A 17,527-nucleotide genomic window follows, 5' to 3' on the forward strand; every position below is an offset into this window, starting at 1 on the left:
CGCAACCCCGCCCACGCTCCTTAAGCTGCGCACCATCTCCTCAACTCGCAGCTCCTTCATGCACATCGCAGTCGTCGGCGCAGGCATCATCGGCATCAGCACAGCCTACGCCCTGGCTCAGGACGGCCATCAGGTCACCCTGGTCGAGCGTCATCCCGGGCCGGGCGAGGGCACCAGCTATGCCAATGGCGGCCAGCTGAGCTACAGCTACGTGGCGCCGCTGGCAGGCCCCGGCGTCCTGTCGCATGTGCCCGGCTGGCTGCTGCGCCGCGATTCGCCGTTGCGCCTGCGGCCCTCGCTCGACCCGGCGCTGCTGCGCTGGGGCCTGCGCTTCATTGCCGCGTGCAATCGTGAGCGTGCCGAGCGCACCACGCGCGAGCTGCTGGCCCTGTCGTTCTACAGCCGTACGCGCATGCAAGCGCTGCGCGAGGCGGCGCCGGACCTGGCGTTCAGCTTTGCGCGGCGGGGCAAGCTGGTGGTGCACCGCGATGCGGCGGCGTTTGAATCGGCCCGCGCGCAGGTCGGTTATCAGGCCACGTTGGGTTGTGAGCAGCACGCGCTGTCGCCCGACGAGACCATCGCTCACGAGCCAGCGCTTGCCGGCGTGCGCGACCAGATCGTCGGTGCCATCTACACGCCTGACGAAGATGTGGCCGATTGCCATCAACTCTGCGTCGGCCTGTTCAACCGGCTGCGTGAGATGCCGAACGTGACGCTGCGCTTCAATACCGGCGTGCAATCCTTGTGGACGGAAGGCCGCCGTGTGCGTGGTCTCAAGCTTGAGGATGGCGAACAGGTTGCTGCCGATGCGGTGGTGATGGCAGCGGGCGTGACGAGCGCAAGGCTGCTCAGTCCATTGCGCATCGACCCCGGCCTGTATCCGCTGAAGGGGTACAGCATCAGCCTGCCGTTGGAGGAAGGCGACGTTGCTCCGGTGATCAGCGTGACGGATGCCGCGCGCAAGATCGTCTATGCCCGCATCGGGCAGACGTTGCGTGTGGCGGGCATGGCCGATCTGGTGGGCTGGTCGACAGCGCTGGATACGCGCCGCGCCCAGACGCTGTATGACGAAACGCGCGCGCTGTTTCCGGGCGCCATGCGCGCCAGTGACGCGGGTGCCGATGCGGCGCCGTGGGCGGGCATGCGGCCTGCAACGCCAACGGGGGTGCCCGTGGTGGGGGCGTCGCCGGTGGAAGGGTTGTGGTTGAACGTTGGTCACGGAGCGCTGGGCTTTACGCTGGCGCTGGGCAGTGCAGGCTTGTTGGCGGATCTGATTGCCGGCCGCAAGCCCGCGGTTTCCCCAGTGCCGTATGCGCTGGCGTCGTGACACAAGAGCGAGATTCAAAAGACCGAGCGCGCAGGCTCGATGATGCGTATCCGGCCCGCGCCAATTGGTAACCCAAGTAGTCTGGAGCGAACACACCCATAGGAGGGGAAGCATGAAGACCTTGCATTCGACCAAACGTATTCTGTCTGGCCTGACGCTGGTTGCGGCCGGTGCGCTGGCCGCGCTGTCCACCGGTGCGCAGGCGCAGTCGAGCGACACGCTGGCCAAGATCAAGCAATCGGGCGTGATCTCGGTCGGCTATCGCGAGTCGTCCATTCCGTTCTCGTACCAGGCTGACGCAAACACCATCACCGGCTATTCGCAGGAGATCTCCAACATGATCGTTGCCGGCGTGGAAAAGGCGGTGGGCAAGAAGCTGCAGGTCAAGCTCACGCCGATCACGTCGCAGAACCGCATCTCGCTGCTGCAGAACGGGACGATCGACTTTGAGTGCGGCTCGACCACCAACAACCTGGAGCGCCAGAAGCAGGTCGCGTTCTCGAACAACATCTTCATCTACGGCATGCTGATGCTGGTGAAGAAGGACTCGGGCATCAAGGACTTCCCCGACCTGAAGGGCAAGACCGTGGTGACCACCGCCGGCACCACCGAAGACCGCATCCTGCAGAAGATGAATGGCGAGGCCAAGGACGCCGACAAGATGAACCTGATCCTGGCGAAGGATCACGGCCAGGCGTTCCTGACGCTGGAATCGGGCCGCGCCGTGGCATTCGTGATGGACGAGCCGCTGCTGTACGGCGAGCGCACCAAGGCCAAGAACCAGAACGACTGGGTGGTCACGGGCACGCCGCTGCAGACCGAAACCTACGCCTGCATGATGCGCAAGGACGATCCGGCGTTCAAGAAAGTGGCCGACGACGTGATTGCCGACCTGATGAAGTCGGGCAAGGCGAATGACCTGTACAAGAAGTGGTTCCTGTCGCCGATTCCGCCGAAGGGCCTGAACCTGAACTACCCGATGACGGCCGGCATGAAGGAGCTGTACGCGCATCCGAACGACAAGGCCATTCAATAAGCCGCGTTGCCGCGCATCCAAAGAAAACGGGGAACAGTGTTCCCCGTTTTTTTATTTGGCCGCTGTCCAAAGGTTCAGGCCGGTTCGCTCCACGGCGAGCGGATGTCCGCCAGGAAGCGTTGCGCCCGCGGGTGCTGCGGTCGCTGGAAGAAATCTTCGGGCGTGGCGCGTTCCAGCACCTGACCCTGGTCCATGAAGAGGACGCGGTCGGCCACCTCGCGTGCAAAGCCCATTTCGTGCGTGACGCAGACCATGGTCATGCCGTCGCGGGCGAGGTCCTTCATCACCTGCAGCACCTCGTTGACCATCTCAGGGTCGAGGGCGGAAGTCGGTTCGTCAAACAGCATCACCGGCGGTTTCATCGCCAGCGCGCGGGCAATCGCCACACGCTGTTGCTGGCCGCCCGACAGTTCGCTCGGATAGGCGCCGGCCTTGTGCGGCAGGCCCACGCGCTCCAGCAGCCCCATCGCAAAGTCCTTGGCTTCCTGGGGCTGCATGCGCTTGAGCTGCACCGGGGCCAGTGTGCAGTTCTGCAGGACGGTCAGGTGCGGGAACAGGTTGAACTGCTGGAAGACGAAGCCGATGCCGCTGCGCAGGGCGTTCACGTTCACGCCATGCGCGTGCACGTCTTGCCCGTTGACGGTGATGCGGCCCTTCTGGATCGCTTCGAGCCGGTTCAGCGTGCGGATGAGCGTGGACTTGCCCGAGCCCGACGGCCCGCACACCACCACCACTTCGCCCTTGGCGACGGTTTCGTTGACGTCGACCAGGGCGTGGTAATCGCCGTACCACTTGTCGACGTGTTCGATCGTGATCATGTTCATGGTTTGGATGGAGCACGCGCTGCGAGCCGGCGCTCCAGGTAGAACGCCACGCGCGTCAGGCTGAAGCACATGACGAAGTAGCTGATGCCGAGCAGGCCGTACACCTCGGCGGACTTGACCATCACGGCGGTGCTGATTTGCCCCGCCACGAACGATACCTCGGGCAGGCTGATGATGTAGCCCAGCGACGTCTCCTTGATGGTGGAGACAAGCTGGTTGACCAGCGACGGCAGCATGTTGCGCAGCGCCTGCGGCAGGATCACGAGCCGCATCGCCTGCATGTACGACAGGCCGAGGGAGCGCGCCGTTTCCATCTGGCCGCGCGGCAGGCCCTGGATGCCGGCGCGCACGATCTCCGCCAGGTAGGCGCCGTCGAAGATCACCAGCGCGGTAAGCATGGTGCTGAACTGGTCGGTACGGTGCCCGGTGACGGTGGGCAGCAGGAAGTACGCCCAGAAGATCACCATCAGCAGCGGGGTGCCGCGCACCACGTAGACCAGCGCCGTGGCCGGCACGCGCAGCGCGGCGATCGGGCTCACGCGGCACAGGCCCAGCACGATGCCCACCGGCAGCGCCAGCACGAGGCCGGCCGATGCCAGCAGGAACGTCAGCGCCAGCCCGCCCAGCGGCCCGTTCGGATACTGGCCGACGAGGTAATAGACGCCGTAGGTCTGGATGAGGTCGAGCATGGCTACAGCGTCCTCACCGGAAAGCGATGCTGGTACCAGGCCGAGAACACCGTGATCGCGATCGAGATGGTCAGATAGGCCGCGGTGGCAAACGCAAAGGCCTCGAAGCCGCGGAAGGTCGCGCTTTCCACCTGCTGCGCCTGGTACATCAGCTCCGCCACGCCGATGACCATGGCGATGCTCGAGTTCTTCCAGAGGTTCAACGTTTGGCTGACCAGCGGCGGGACGGTCACGCGCAGCGATTGCGGCAGCACCACCAGCCGCATGGCCTGCAGGAACGAGAGTCCGAGCGCGCGGCTGGCCTCAAGCTGTTCCTTCGGAATCGAGCGGATGCCGCTGCGGATGTCCTCCGCCATGTAGGCCGCCGTATACAGCACCAGCGCAATGACGGCGCTCGCCGCCTCGTAGTTCAGGCTGTAGAGCCAGTCGCGGATGAACTCCGGCAGGATCTGCGGCGCGCCGAAATACCAGAACAGCATGTGGGCGAGCAGCGGTACGTTGCGGATGGCCTCGACGAACGTCTGGCCGATGCCGCGCAAGGGCGCAACCGGCGCCAGCCGCAGCAGCGCCACGACGATGGCAAGCGGCAGCGCCAGCACGAAGGCCAGCACCGACAGCTTGATCGACAGGAAGAAACCGCTGACGAGCCACTGGTGATACTGCCCCGAGAGCAGCATCGACAAATCGAATTGGGGCATGGAATCTCATACCGCCCAGCGCAGCGTCTGGGCGGCCCGACGTGCAATTAATCGATCTTGTCGGTCGAGATCTTGAAGGCGCGCGGCGGGAAGTTCATCTTCGTGCCGGGCCCGAACCACTTGTCGTAGAGCTTCTGCGCTTCGCCGCTCTTCTCCATGCCGAGCAGCACGTCGTCCACTTGCTTCTTGAAGCCCGCCTCGCCCTTGCGGATGCCCAGCGCCATGTGCTCGGTCGACAGGCTCTGCGGCAGGATCGCGTAGTCCTTGGCCGTCGGGCCCATCTTGGCCATGTTGCCGACCAGCGTGGTCTCGTCGTTCACGTAAGCCACCCCCTTGCCTTGTTGCAGCGCCAGCAACGCCTGCGGGCTGTTGTCGAACGACACGACATCGGCATTCTTGATGGTCTTGGCGATGTTGGCTTCCATGGTGGAGCCCTTGACCGTCAGCAGCTTCTTGCCATCGAGCTGGGCGAGGGACGTGATGCCGCTGCTCTTCTTGACCATGGCTTTCTGGCCGGTGATGAAGGTCGACACCGAAAAGTCGATCTGTGCCTCCCGCTCGTGGTTGTGCGTGAGCGAGGCGGCCAGCAGGTCGACGCGGCCTTGCTGCAGCTCGGGCAGGCGCGCGGCCACGGCCAGTTGCTTGAGCACCGGCTTCACGCCGAGGCTCTTGGCCACGGCATCGCACATGTCGACGTCATAGCCCACGATCTCGCGGCTCATCGGGTCCTTCAGGAAGCTGAACGGCTCGTCGGTGCCGAGCACGCCGCAGACGAGTTCGCCTTTCTTCTTGATGTCGGCGAGCTGGTCGGCATGCGCCGTGGTGGCGACCAGCGTGGCAGCAGCGAGGACGGCGGCGCCGGCCAATTGCGTCAGACGTCGGTCTGTTTTCATCGTGTTTCCTCCTTGACGACTTGGGTGGGTGACAGCGTGCAGATCAAGATCGACCGCGAGCATACAGGCATGCAGCCGGGTTGGCTGCGCGAACTCCGGATAACCATATGACAGCTGTGGAACGCCCAACTATAGCCCAGGCGGCAGCACGAGAGGCGGGTTGGCAAGCGGGTCGGGACAGGGCGCACAAGCGGGTGTCGGGCGTGCGTGGATGGGCAGGGAGCGGCCTTCGCGAAAAGAACGGCCGGCGGGGCTGGCGCGGCAAAGGCGCAGGCACGACAGCCATGTCTCCAGACAGGTTTGGCCGCCATTAATGACATGGCAGGCGATGCGGCTCCATCCGGGGATTCCCGGGGCAGACCGCCTGCCCTAGAGCGTGCCGCAGATCGATTCGTTGATCGGCACGTCGCCGACCATCTCGTGGTCGTTGCCGCGATAGCGGTAGATCAGGCTCAGCCCCAGGCGCGTCAGGATGCGCACGTCGCCGTTGTTGCAGATGTTCTTCTGCAGGATCGGTACAAAGTTCAGCCGGAAACCCTGCGACGCGGCGCTATGCGCGGCGTAGTTCGTCAGCGTGATGACGAAGACGAGATTCTTCTTCTGGGCCAGCGAGCACTGGGCCAGGGCGGTCTCGCGGTCGAGCGGGACGGGGGTGAAGCGGTTGATTTCGGTACAGGCCTGCGTGAGCGCCCGGTCGGCATTGCGCGCGGGGCCCGTGAGTGCGGGCACACCGGCGGCGGCGGTGCTGCGGCCTGTCGCGGCCCCGACCAGCATGCGGGCCAGCGGCGACAATTCGAGCAGACCACCGGCCGGCGGCGACTGCGCCCACAGCGGGCCGGCCGCCAACGGCAGGGCAAGCGTCAGGATGCGCGCAGCACAGGCTCGGCGGCGGCGACCTTTCACATCCAGACCGGCGCGAATGGCGGTGTGTTGAGTCACAGACATCCTCTTTGCCCACGGAGCCACAATTTTATTGAAAAACCAGCCCGGATGCGAGGCGCGCAGCGCACCTGGACGACTGTGTTCGCACTTCGCTCAGGTCCGCACACGCACCATCGCCGAAATACGCTCCGCCGCCTGCTGCAGCGGGCCGAGAAACTGCTTCGTCATCTGCCTGGCCGAGGTCCGGTTGGCCTGCCCGCTGATGTTCATGGCGGCGATGATGTCGCCTGCGCGGTTGCGGATCGGCGCCGACAGCGAGATCAGGCCTTCTTCAAGTTCCTGGTCCACCAGCGCCCAGCCTTGTTCGCGCACGCCGGCAATGACGGCCTTCAGGGCGTCGACCTCGGTGATGGTGCGCTGCGTGCGGGGGCGGCGGTCGGATTCGCGCAGGACGATGTCGAGCCGCTCTTCGGGCAGGCCCGACAGCAGCACCCGCCCCATCGACGTGCAGAATGCCGGCAGCCGGCTGCCGACCGACAGGTTCAGGGCGATGATCTTCTGCGTCGGCACGCGCAGCACGTAGACGATCTCGGTCCCGTCGAGCACCGACGCCGAGCAGCTTTCGTGCACGGTCTGCACGAGCTCTTCCATCACCGGCTCCGCCAGGTTCCAGAACGGCATCGAGGTCAGGTAGGCGAAGCCAAGGTCGAGGATCTTCGGGGTGAGGCGGAACAGGCGTCCCTCAAAGCTGACGTAGCCGAGGCTCACCAGCGTGAGCAGGATGCGCCGGGCGCCTGCGCGGGTCAGACCCGTGGCCTCCGCCACTTCGGAGAGCGTCTGCGCCGGGCGCTCCGCATTGAACGCGCGGATGACCGACAGCCCCCGCGCGAAGGACTGGACATAGGAGTCGCTGGGTTTTTCAGCGGGCAGTTCGGCAGCAGACATGCAACAAGGCGAAAGCGATTCAGTGGCTCCAAGCCTACTGGCATTGCGTGGATTTCGCCAGTCGAACAGGCGACCGGCATCCGTACGCCTTGACACGGCTCACGCAGCGGGCGTAGATTCGTTCTTGGATCGAACGTGAGTTCGTATAGCGAACAAATCGACGGAAAACAAAGCGCGGCCGGATAGCAAAGGCCCGTGTCGATCCACTCAAACAGGAGATTCGCAAGCCGCGCGGTTGCGGTTGGGCCCATTCCGGCCCGGCGGTGCTCCAAGCGGTGCCACGCACGCAACGCGGGCACCCTTGCCGGAGAATGTCACGTGATCAACAAGCTCTGTCCGTCTGTGGAGGCCGCGCTGGCGGACATTCCCGACGGTGCCACCATCATGATCGGCGGGTTCGGAACCGCCGGCATGCCTGCCGAACTCATCGACGGGCTCATCGCGCAGGGCGCGCGCGAGCTGACCATCATCAACAACAACGCCGGCAATGGCGAGACGGGCCTGGCGGCGCTGCTCAAGGCGCGGCGCGTGCGCAAGATCGTGTGTTCGTTTCCGCGCCAGGCCGATTCGTACGTATTCGACGCGCTCTACCGCGCGGGTGAAATCGAGCTCGAACTGGTGCCGCAGGGCAACCTGGCCGAGCGCATCCGCGCGGCCGGGGCCGGCATCGGCGGGTTCTTCTGCCCGACCGCGTACGGCACGCAATTGGCCGAAGGCAAGGAGACGCGCATCATCGACGGCAAGCCGTACGTGTTCGAATTGCCGCTCACTGCCGATTACGCACTCATCAAGGCCCTGCGCGCCGATCGCTGGGGCAATCTCGTCTATCGCAAGACCGCGCGCAATTTCGGCCCGGTGATGGCCATGGCGGCCAAGTGCACCATCGCGCAAGTCAGCGAAACCGTGGAACTGGGCGAACTGGACCCGGAGCACATCGTCACGCCCGGCATTTTCGTCAAGCGCGTCGTGCAGATCGCTGCCGCCCAGCCCGCCAGGGAGGCCGCATGAGCACCGAAGCCACCGCCAAGATCCAGCGCTGGACGCGCGACCAGATCGCCGCTCGCGTCGCGCGCGACATTCCCGACGGCTCGGTCGTCAACCTGGGCATCGGGCTGCCGACGCTGGTGGCCAACCAGCTGCCGGCCGACCGGGAAATCATCCTGCACACCGAGAACGGCCTGCTCGGCATGGGCCCGGCGCCTGCCCCCGGCGAGGAAGACGAAGACCTCATCAACGCGGGCAAGCAGCCGGTCACCATCAAGCCCGGGGCGTCGTTCTTCCATCATGCCGATTCGTTTGCCATGATGCGGGGCGGCCATCTCGACTACTGCGTGCTCGGCGCCTTCCAGGTGTCGGCCACTGGGGACCTGGCCAACTGGCACACCGGCGCACCGGACGCGATTCCGGCCGTGGGCGGGGCGATGGACCTGGCTATCGGCGCCAAGCGTGTCTTCGTGATGATGGAGCACCAGACCAAGCACGGCGAGAGCAAGATCGTGCCGTCGTGCACGTATCCGCTGACGGGCATCGGCTGCGTCGATACCATCTACACCGACCTCGCCGTGATCGACATCACGCCCGACGGACTGGTGGTGCGCGAGATGGCCGAGGGGCTGGATTTCGCGTCACTGCAGGCATTGACCGCGGCGCCGCTGCGTCAGGCATAACGATTGTTGGAGACAGACACATCATGACCGAAGCCTTTATCTGCGACGCCATCCGCACCCCCATCGGCCGTTACGGCGGCAGCCTCTCCGCCGTGCGTGCCGACGACCTGGGCGCCGTGCCGCTCAAGGCGCTGATGGCGCGCAACCCGCAGGTCGACTGGTCCGCGATCGACGACGTCATCTACGGCTGCGCCAACCAGGCAGGCGAAGACAACCGCAACGTGGCCCGCATGTCGCTGCTGCTGGCAGGCCTGTCGGACAGCGTGCCGGGCTCGACCATCAACCGCCTCTGCGGCTCCGGCATGGACGCCACGGGCACTGCCGCACGTGCCATCCGCGCGGGCGAAACCTCCCTGATGATCGCTGGCGGCGTGGAGAGCATGAGCCGCGCGCCGTTCGTGATGGGCAAGGCGACGAGCGCCTTCTCGCGCGACGCGGCCATCTACGACACCACCATCGGCTGGCGCTTCATCAACCCGCTGATGAAGGCGCAGTACGGCGTCGACTCGATGCCGGAGACTGCCGAGAACGTCGCCGCCGACTACAACATCGGCCGCGAAGACCAGGATCGCTTCGCCCTGCGCAGCCAGGCCAGCGCCGCACGTGCGCAGGAAGACGGCACGCTCGCGCAGGAAATCACGCCGGTGACGATTGCGCAGAAGAAGGGGGACCCCATCGTCGTCAGCCGTGACGAACACCCGCGTGCGACGAGCATGGAAGCGCTCGCCAAGCTCAAGGGCGTGGTGCGCCCGGACGGCACCGTCACCGCCGGCAACGCGTCGGGCGTGAACGACGGCGCCTGCGCACTGCTGCTCGCCAATGAGGCATCGGCCAAGCGCTTTGGCCTGACGCCGCGTGCGCGCATTGTGGGCATGGCGACCGCCGGTGTGCCGCCGCGCGTGATGGGCATCGGCCCGGCGCCGGCTTCGCAGAAGCTGCTCAAGCAGCTCGGCCTGACGATCGACCAGATGGACGTGATCGAGCTGAACGAGGCATTTGCCGCGCAGGGCCTGGCGGTGATGCGCCAGCTCGGCTTGCGTGACGACGACCCGCGCGTCAACCCGAACGGCGGCGCCATCGCGCTGGGTCATCCGCTCGGCATGAGCGGTGCGCGCCTGGTGACGACGGCGATGTATCAGCTGCAGCGCACCGGTGGCCGCTACGCGCTGTGCACGATGTGCATCGGCGTGGGCCAGGGCATCGCGCTGGTGATCGAACGCGTTTGAGCTGGCGGCAGCCATGACCAGCGGACTGCTCGATCGCGCGTTCTCCACGCCGGCCATGCTGGCGGTATGGTCCGATGCGGCCACTGTGCGTGCGATGCTCGATGTGGAAGCGGCGCTTGCGCAGGCCGAGGGCGCGGTGGGCGTGATTCCGGCGCATGCCGTCGCGCCGATCCGCGCGGTGTGCGCGAACGCGACGCTGGATCTCGAGGCGCTGGGCAATGCGGCTGTCAGCGCCGGCAATCTCGCGATTCCGCTGGTCAAGCAGCTCACGGCCGCCGTCGCGCAGCATGATGAAGACGCTGCGCGCTATGTCCATTGGGGCGCGACCAGCCAGGACATCATCGATACCGGCCTGATGCTGCAGTGGCGCGAGTCGGCCGAGCTGATCGAGGCAGATCTGCAAAAGCTTGCCGATGCGCTCGCCGCACTGGCGCAGCGCCATCGCAATACGCCGATGGTGGCGCGCACGTGGCTGCAGCAGGCCTTGCCGACGACCTTCGGCCGCAAGCTGGCCGGCTGGCTGGAGGCCGTGCATCGCACGCAGGACCGCTTTGCCGCGCTGCGTGCGCATGTGCCGGTGCTGCAGTTTGGCGGCGCGGCGGGCACGCTCGCGAGCCTCGGGGAGCACGGGCGCGCCGTGGCCCAGTCGCTGGCGCATGAACTGGACCTGCCGCTGCCCTCGCTCTCCTGGCACGGCGAGCAGGATCGCGTGGCCGACATTGGTACCACGCTCGCGTTGCTGGTCGGGACGTTGGGCCATTTCGCACGCGACCTCTCCTTGATGATGCAGACCGAAGTAGGCGAGTCGGCCGAGCCATCAGGCGCGGGCAAGGGCGGGTCTTCCACCATGCCGCACAAGCGCAACCCGGTCGGCTGTGCCACGGTGCTGGCCGCGGCCACGCGCATGCCCGGGCTGGCGAGTACGCTGCTGTCGGCATTGCCGCAGGAACACGAACGTGCACTCGGCGGCTGGCAGGCCCAGTGGGCGACGCTGCGCGAGATGGCATGCCTGGCCGCCGGCGCGCTCGACCGCATGCGGGACATCATCGAAGGCCTGCAGGTCGATACGGCGCGCATGCGCGCGAACCTCGACCTGACGCAGGGCCTGATCCTCGGTGAAGCGGTGATGCTCGCGCTGGGCGCAGACCTTGGCCGCCTGCAGGCCCATCACGTGGTCGAAGCGGCCAGCCGCAAGGCGGTACAGAACCACACAACGCTGCGCGACGTGCTGGCCGAAGACGCCGACGTGCAGCGCATCTGGGGCGGGGCAGCGCCGCAGCGGCTCGATGCGCTGCTCGACCCCGCACACTATCTTGGCGACGCGGGCGCGGCCGTTGACCGCGTGCTGGCGGAACACGCTCGCCGCCACCCGTAATACGCATCCACGGAGACACCATGCCCTGGCTCGAACACGACAACGTCCGCCTGTATCACGAACTCGACGACACGCACGAGGCGGGCAAGCCGGTGCTGGTGCTGTCCAATTCGCTCGGCACCAGCCTCGGGATGTGGGCGCCGCAGCTCGACGCGCTGCGCCAGCACTTCCGCCTGCTGCGCTATGACCAGCGCGGCCATGGCCAGACCAGCGTGCCCGATGCGCCGTTCGGCGTGGCGCAGCTTGGCGGCGATGTGCTGGCGCTGCTCGATCACTACGACATCGACCTCGCGCTGTTCTGTGGCCTGTCGATGGGCGGTCTCACAGGTTTGTGGCTGGCCGCGCATCACGGCGAGCGCTTCCCGCGCATGGTTGTGAGCAACACCGCGCCGCTCATCGGTTCGCAGCAAGGCTGGAACGACCGCATCGCGCTGGTCGAGCGCGGCGGCATGGCGGCCATCACCGACAAGCTGATGAGCTGGTTTTCTCCGGGCTACCCCGAGGCCCATCCGACGGCCATCGACGGCTTCATGAAGGTGTTCCTCGCCACGCCCACGGCGGGTTACAACGGCTGCTGCGCAGCGATCCGGGATGCGGATCTGCGCGCGCAACTACCGAACATCCGTGTGCCGCTGCTGGTGATCGGAGGCACGCACGATGTGTCGACGCCTCCGGCACAGACCCAGGCCATCGCCGATGGCGTCCCGGGCGCGCAATACGTTCAGCTCGCCGCCGGGCATCTCTCCAACTGGGAGCAGGCCGACGGCTATACCGAAGCGCTTGTCAGCTTCCTGACAACCGGCGTGGTGCGCGAGGTGGCCCATGGATGACCGCGAACGCTACGCCGCCGGCATGCAGGTGCGCCGCGCCGTGCTGGGCGACACGCACGTCGACCGCGCGAACGCTGCCCAGACCGAGCTCACCGCACCGTTCCAGGATCTCATCACGCGCTATGCCTGGGGCGAGATCTGGACGCGCCCAGGCCTGCCGCGCCATACACGCAGCCTGCTGACGATCGCCATGATGGTGGCGCTGGGCCGCGACGGCGAGCTGCGCCTGCACCTGCGTGCCGCCGCCAACAACGGCGTGACGCGCGACGAGATCCAGGAGACGCTGCTGCAGACCGCCATCTACTGCGGCGTGCCGGCTGCCAACCATGCCTTCCAGCTCGCGCAGACGGTGTTTGCCGAGATGGATGCTGAAGCCGCCGGCAAGGCGTAACGGCAATCGTCTCAGGAGAGACGCCACGACACACCGGGCAAACTGGCCGCTGAGCCGGAAACGCCCAAGGAGGAGGCCCATGCTGAGCGCATTGGGTGTGTTGTTCGACGGGCTGGCCTACGGCAGCCTGCTGTTCCTGATCAGCATCGGCCTGTCGGTCACGATGGGCTTGATGCACTTCATCAACCTTGCGCACGGCGCATTTGCCATGGCGGGCGGCTATGTCTGCGTGGTTCTGATGAACCGACTCGGCGTGCCGTTCCTGGCGACGCTGCCCATCGCTTTCCTCGTCACCGCGGCCTTCGGGTTCGTGCTGGAGCGCACGCTGTACCGGCGGCTCTATCGCGCGAGCCCGCTCGACCAGGTGCTGTTCTCCATCGCGCTCGTGTTCATGGCGATGGCCGGCGCGACCTACGTGTGGGGCCCTGCCCAGCAGCCGGTGGAACTGCCGGAGATGCTGCGCGGGCAGCTGCGCGTATTGGACAGCGGGCTGGAAGTCGGGCGCTATCGGCTCTTTCTGATCGGTGTGGTCATCGTGCTGACGGCGTTGCTGGCGTGGCTCATTGAGCGCACACGCTTCGGCGCGCAGGTGAGGGCGTCGGTGGACAATCAGCAGGCGTCGGCGGGGCTCGGGATCAATGTGAGCCTGGTGTTTTCGGTCACGTTTGCGCTCGGCTCGGGGCTCGCGGGCCTGGGCGGCGGGCTGGGCATCGACGTGCTCGGGCTCGATCCGGCATTCCCGATCAAGTACATGGTGTACTTCCTGCTCGTGGTGGCGGTGGGCGGTGCGGGCTCCATCAAGGGGACGTTGCTGGCGGCGCTGGTGCTCGGCGTCTTCGACGTGGCGGGCAAGTACTACGTGCCGGAGGTGGGCGCGTTCGTCATCTACGGGCTGATGGTGGTGCTGCTCGTGGCGTTTCCGAATGGCCTGCTGGGGAGGCGCGCATGAACGTGCTGCAGCAACTGATGCGCTCCGCGCAGCCGGCGCCGGCCGGACCGGCACATGGTTTGCCAGATGCGCGCTGGTCGCCGTTCGAGCTGGCGTTCTGGTGTGTGCCCGTCGCAGTGTTCTTCCTGCTTCCGGATTACCTCGTCTTTGGCAGCCAGGTGCTGATCGTCGGGCTGTTCGCGTTGTCGCTGGACCTGGTGCTCGGCTATGCGGGCATCGTGTCACTCGGGCATGCGGGGTTCTTTGGGCTTGGCGCGTATACGGCGGGCTTGCTGGCGGCGCACGGTTGGGGCGAACCCCTGACCGGGCTGGCCGCCGGTGCCGCCGTGGCCGCGCTGGCGGGCTTCTGCGTGAGCTTCCTCGTGGTGCGCGGGCACGACCTGACACGGCTGATGGTTACGCTCGGCATTGGGTTGATGCTGTATGAGGCCGCCAACAAGATGGCGTTTCTCACGGGCGGTGTCGACGGCCTTTCGGGGGTGACGATGAACAGGGTGCTCGGCGCCTTCGAGTTCGACCTGCAGGGTCGTACGGCGTACGTCTACAGCCTGGCCGTGCTGTTCCTGGTGTTCGTGTTCCTGCGGCGGCTGGTGCGGTCGCCGTTCGGGCTGTCGCTGCGGGGCATTCAGCAGGGGCCCAAGCGCATGCCGGCAATCGGCGCCAACGTCCGCATGCGGCTGGTGGCCGCCTTCACCGTGAGCGCCGCGATTGCCGGTGTGGCTGGCGGCCTGCTCGCGCAGACGACGCAGTTCGTGGGGCTCGATTCGCTGGGCTTTTCGCGGTCGGCGGAACTGCTCATCATGCTGGTGCTCGGCGGCGCGGGCCGGCTGTATGGCGCGCTGATCGGCGCGGCGGTGTTCATGGTGGCGCAGGATGTGCTGGCCGGCATGAACCCCGTCTATTGGCAGTTCTGGATCGGGCTCCTGCTGATGGTGATCGTGCTGTTTGCGCGTGGCGGCATCCTGGGCGGGCTGGACACGATCGCCAAAGCATGGCGCGCCCGCAAGGCAGGCGCCGCATGAGCCCACCGATGATGCAGCGCGCGCCGACGCTCAGCACACGCGGCCTCTCCAAACGCTGGGGCGCCTTCCAGGCCAATGCCGACATTTCGCTCACGTTCGCCCCCGGCGCGCGCCACGCGTTGATCGGACCGAACGGTGCCGGCAAGACCACCTTCATCAACCTGTTGACCGGCACGCTGGCGCCCACGGCGGGGCAGGTCCTGCTCGACAACGAAGACATCACGCGCCTGCCCGCACACCGGCGCGTCAAGCGCGGCCTGACGCGCACGTTCCAGATCAACACCCTGTTTCCGGGGCTGACGGTGCTGGAGTCGGTGATGCTCGCCATCTTCGAGCGCAGCGGCGCGTCGTGGCACGGCTATCGCACCGTCGCTTCGCACAAGGAGGCGCGTGATGAGGCGATGGCCTTGCTGTGCCGCCTTCAGCTGGGCGCCGATGCGCTGTCGCCCACGCAGGCGTTGCCGTACGGCAAGCAGCGGCTCGTGGAGATTGCCCTGGCGCTGGCCACGCAGCCGCGCATCCTGCTGCTCGACGAGCCCGCCGCGGGCATCCCTGCAGGCGAAAGCGCCGAACTGTTCGAAGTGATCGCCAGCCTGCCGCGCGACATCACCATCCTCTTCATCGAGCACGACATGAACCTTGTCTTCCGTTTTGCCGAGCGGATCACCGTGCTGGTGGGTGGCCGTGTGCTGACCGAAGGCACGCCGCAAGAGATTGCCGCCGACTCGCGTGTGCGCGAGGTCTACCTGGGGGAGGCCGGGCATGACTGAACTGCTCGCGTTCGAGAATGTGAGCGCCGGCTACGGCAACGCCGTCGTGCTCGACGATGTGTCGTTCACGCTGCAAGCCGGCGGCAGTCTCGCGCTGCTGGGTCGCAACGGCGTCGGCAAGACCACGCTGCTCGCCACGCTGATGGGCTTCACGCGCCTGCACGCGGGGCGCATCCGTTGGCAGGGCGCGGACATCGCCAAGGTCGCACCGCACAAGCGTGCCCGGGCGGGGCTTGGCTGGGTGCCGCAGGAGCGCTGGATGTTTCCATCGCTCACCGTGGAGGAGCATCTGACCGCCGTCGCACGCCCCGGTGCATGGGATGTGGCGCGCATCTACACGATGTTTCCGCGCCTGCAGGAACGACGGCGCAATCTGGGTAACCAGCTCTCGGGCGGCGAGCAGCAGATGGTGGCCATCGCGCGCGCACTGGTGACGAATCCGGCGTTGCTGTTGCTCGATGAGCCGATGGAAGGTCTTGCGCCGATCATCGTGCAGGAACTTGGCCGCGCCATCCGCACGCTGGTCGACGAAGGCGGCATGGCGGTGATCGTGGTGGAGCAGCACGCCCGCCTGGCGCTGGAACTCACGCAGCGCGCGCTGGTGCTCGACCGCGGGCGCATCGTGCACGCATCGGCCAGCGCGGAACTGCTGGCCGACGCGCAGTTGCTGCAACGGCTCGTGTCGGTGGCGTAGCGTTACTTGCCCGGGTCCTTCACGTCGGCGAACTTGTCGAATTCGACGTTGTAGAGCTCGTTGCCGACCTTTTCGACCTTGCGGATGTAGACCGTCTGCACGACGTCGCGCGTGGCGGGGTCAATGGTGATGGGCCCGCGCGGGCTGTCGATCTTCATGCCCTTGAAGGCGGCCATGGCCTTTTCCCCCTCGATCTTGCCGCCCAGCTTGTTGATGACGTTGTAGATCGCGCCGATGCCGTCATACGCGGCCACCGCCATGAAGTTCGGCCGGCCGGCGCCCGGGTTCGCGTCGGCGAAGGCCTTCAGGAACGTCTTATTCTGCGCGGAATCGTGTGCCGCGGAGTAGTGGAACGACGTGATGACGCCCAGCGTCGAGTCGCCCATGGCGGGCAGCACGTGGTCGTCCGTCAGGTCGCCGGTGGCGATGACCTTGATGCCGGCCTGCGCGAGCCCGCGTTCGCGAAAGCCCTTCATGAAGGCCACGCCCTGCTCGCCCGCGGGCAGGAACACGAACACGGCCTGCGGCTTCGTATCCTTCACGCGCTGGATGAACGGCGCGAATTCCGGATTGCGCAGCGGCACGCGCACGGCTTCCACGACCTGACCGCCGCCCGCGGTGAAGGTCTGCCTGAAGGCCGTCTCTGCGTCGATGCCGGGCGCGTAATCGGCCACCACGGTGGCGACCTGCTTAATGCCGTTCTTCAGCGCCCACGAGGCGATCGGCGTGGAGATCTGCGGCAGCGTCATCGACACGCGCGTCACGTAGTCCGACTTGGTCGTGATCGACGACGACGCTGCGTTGAAGATGACCATCGGCTTCTTGGCCTGCTGCGCGATGGGAGCCACCGCGAGCGCTTCAGGCGTGAGGCCGAAGCCGGCAAGAAAGTCCACCTTGTCGCGCACCACCAGTTCCTGCGCGAGCCGTTTGGCCACATCGGGCACGGGGCCGGTCGTGTCCTTCAGGACGATCTGCACCTGCCGTCCGCCGGCGGTCGTGCCGTGCAGCTTCTGATACGCCTTGATGCCGCCTTCCATCTGCTTGCCGTAGTCGGCAAACGGGCCGGAGAAGGGCGCGATCAGGCCGATCTTGATCGGCTCGTCGGCAAGCGCCGGCAGGCCGGTCATCAGCGCGGCGGCAACGGCGGTCAACAGCAGGGCACGGCGTTTCATGAGGGTCTCCAAAGGTTGATCGGCAAGCGTGGGCCGAGAAACCGCAACGGCGTCGCGTGCGCGTGGCGATGATCCTAAAGGCTCTGTGTTCGCATTGCAATCGAGTGTTCGGATTGTGAACAACTCGCGCCAGAGTC

General features: G+C 66.4%; 19 protein-coding genes. 12 read left to right on the plus strand and 7 right to left on the minus strand.

Annotated features, from left to right (window positions below; all coding sequences use genetic code 11):
- Positions 1-58: 58 nt before the first annotated feature.
- Together KHN96_RS10440 and KHN96_RS10445 are read left to right on the plus strand one after the other, a co-directional pair.
- Positions 59-1,327 carry a D-amino acid dehydrogenase gene (locus KHN96_RS10440; protein WP_045787374.1) on the plus strand — a complete coding sequence of 423 codons (1,269 nt, stop codon included), beginning with the start codon at positions 59-61 and terminating at the stop codon, positions 1,325-1,327.
- 112 nt (positions 1,328-1,439) lie between these two features.
- On the plus strand, positions 1,440-2,363 hold the full coding sequence (locus tag KHN96_RS10445; protein WP_045787373.1) for a glutamate/aspartate ABC transporter substrate-binding protein: 924 nt from the start codon (positions 1,440-1,442) through the stop codon (positions 2,361-2,363).
- 74 nt (positions 2,364-2,437) lie between these two features.
- Here the strand turns inward: KHN96_RS10445 and KHN96_RS10450 are convergent, their stop codons facing one another.
- From KHN96_RS10450 to KHN96_RS10475, 6 genes are all read right to left on the minus strand, one after another.
- Positions 2,438-3,187, minus strand: coding sequence for an amino acid ABC transporter ATP-binding protein (locus KHN96_RS10450; RefSeq protein WP_274520118.1), 750 nt, complete (start codon positions 3,185-3,187; stop codon positions 2,438-2,440).
- Positions 3,184-3,876, minus strand: coding sequence for an amino acid ABC transporter permease (locus tag KHN96_RS10455; RefSeq protein ID WP_045787372.1), 693 nt, complete (start codon positions 3,874-3,876; stop codon positions 3,184-3,186). Before KHN96_RS10455 ends, KHN96_RS10450 begins: the two co-directional genes overlap by 4 nt.
- Positions 3,877-3,878: 2 nt before the next feature.
- Complete coding sequence (locus KHN96_RS10460) at positions 3,879-4,574, minus strand: amino acid ABC transporter permease (protein ID WP_045787371.1); 696 nt, start codon at positions 4,572-4,574, stop codon at positions 3,879-3,881.
- A gap of 47 nt (positions 4,575-4,621) precedes the next feature.
- Complete coding sequence (locus KHN96_RS10465) at positions 4,622-5,467, minus strand: ABC transporter substrate-binding protein (RefSeq protein ID WP_045787370.1); 846 nt, start codon at positions 5,465-5,467, stop codon at positions 4,622-4,624.
- Between the two features lie 369 nt (positions 5,468-5,836).
- Entirely contained in the window at positions 5,837-6,412 is a 576-nt protein-coding gene (locus KHN96_RS10470) for a hypothetical protein (RefSeq protein ID WP_062738299.1), read from the minus strand.
- Between the two features lie 90 nt (positions 6,413-6,502).
- The gene (locus KHN96_RS10475; protein WP_045787368.1) at positions 6,503-7,294 is read right to left on the minus strand and encodes an IclR family transcriptional regulator; all 792 of its coding nucleotides are present in this window, start codon (positions 7,292-7,294) and stop codon (positions 6,503-6,505) included.
- 318 nt (positions 7,295-7,612) lie between these two features.
- Between KHN96_RS10475 and KHN96_RS10480 the strand changes: the two genes are divergently transcribed.
- The 10 genes from KHN96_RS10480 to KHN96_RS10525 all read left to right on the plus strand — a co-directional run bounded on the left by KHN96_RS10480 (position 7,613) and on the right by KHN96_RS10525 (position 16,218).
- The gene (locus KHN96_RS10480; RefSeq protein WP_045787367.1) at positions 7,613-8,302 is read left to right on the plus strand and encodes a 3-oxoacid CoA-transferase subunit A; all 690 of its coding nucleotides are present in this window, start codon (positions 7,613-7,615) and stop codon (positions 8,300-8,302) included.
- Positions 8,299-8,961, plus strand: a complete 663-nt coding sequence (locus tag KHN96_RS10485; RefSeq protein ID WP_045787366.1) for a CoA transferase subunit B — start codon at positions 8,299-8,301, stop codon at positions 8,959-8,961. Before KHN96_RS10480 ends, KHN96_RS10485 begins: the two co-directional genes overlap by 4 nt.
- Before the next feature lie 23 nt (positions 8,962-8,984).
- Positions 8,985-10,187, plus strand: coding sequence for a 3-oxoadipyl-CoA thiolase (gene pcaF, locus KHN96_RS10490; protein WP_045787365.1), 1,203 nt, complete (start codon positions 8,985-8,987; stop codon positions 10,185-10,187).
- A 13-nt stretch (positions 10,188-10,200) separates the two neighbouring features.
- Positions 10,201-11,562 carry a 3-carboxy-cis,cis-muconate cycloisomerase gene (locus KHN96_RS10495; RefSeq protein WP_045787364.1) on the plus strand — a complete coding sequence of 454 codons (1,362 nt, stop codon included), beginning with the start codon at positions 10,201-10,203 and terminating at the stop codon, positions 11,560-11,562.
- Between the two features lie 20 nt (positions 11,563-11,582).
- Positions 11,583-12,392 (plus strand): 3-oxoadipate enol-lactonase, encoded by an 810-nt coding sequence (gene pcaD / locus KHN96_RS10500; protein ID WP_045787363.1) that lies wholly within the window; start codon positions 11,583-11,585, stop codon positions 12,390-12,392.
- Positions 12,385-12,783 carry a 4-carboxymuconolactone decarboxylase gene (gene pcaC, locus KHN96_RS10505; protein ID WP_045787362.1) on the plus strand — a complete coding sequence of 133 codons (399 nt, stop codon included), beginning with the start codon at positions 12,385-12,387 and terminating at the stop codon, positions 12,781-12,783. The genes pcaD and pcaC overlap by 8 nt, the downstream gene beginning before the upstream one ends.
- Positions 12,784-12,862: 79 nt before the next feature.
- The gene (locus KHN96_RS10510; protein WP_045787361.1) at positions 12,863-13,732 is read left to right on the plus strand and encodes a branched-chain amino acid ABC transporter permease; all 870 of its coding nucleotides are present in this window, start codon (positions 12,863-12,865) and stop codon (positions 13,730-13,732) included.
- On the plus strand, positions 13,729-14,754 hold the full coding sequence (locus KHN96_RS10515; RefSeq protein WP_045787360.1) for a branched-chain amino acid ABC transporter permease: 1,026 nt from the start codon (positions 13,729-13,731) through the stop codon (positions 14,752-14,754). Before KHN96_RS10510 ends, KHN96_RS10515 begins: the two co-directional genes overlap by 4 nt.
- Positions 14,751-15,524, plus strand: coding sequence for an ABC transporter ATP-binding protein (locus KHN96_RS10520; RefSeq protein WP_045787909.1), 774 nt, complete (start codon positions 14,751-14,753; stop codon positions 15,522-15,524). Before KHN96_RS10515 ends, KHN96_RS10520 begins: the two co-directional genes overlap by 4 nt.
- A complete protein-coding gene (locus KHN96_RS10525) occupies positions 15,517-16,218 on the plus strand; it encodes an ABC transporter ATP-binding protein (RefSeq protein ID WP_045787359.1) in 702 nt (233 codons plus the stop codon). The genes KHN96_RS10520 and KHN96_RS10525 overlap by 8 nt, the downstream gene beginning before the upstream one ends.
- Positions 16,219-16,220: 2 nt before the next feature.
- On the opposite strand, the gene KHN96_RS10530 is transcribed toward KHN96_RS10525, so the two are convergent.
- On the minus strand, positions 16,221-17,390 hold the full coding sequence (locus KHN96_RS10530) for an ABC transporter substrate-binding protein (RefSeq protein WP_062738300.1): 1,170 nt from the start codon (positions 17,388-17,390) through the stop codon (positions 16,221-16,223).
- Positions 17,391-17,527: the final 137 nt, after the last annotated feature.

The sequence above is a fragment of the Ralstonia mannitolilytica genome (genome assembly GCF_905397375.1).
Lineage (GTDB): Bacteria > Pseudomonadota > Gammaproteobacteria > Burkholderiales > Burkholderiaceae > Ralstonia > Ralstonia mannitolilytica.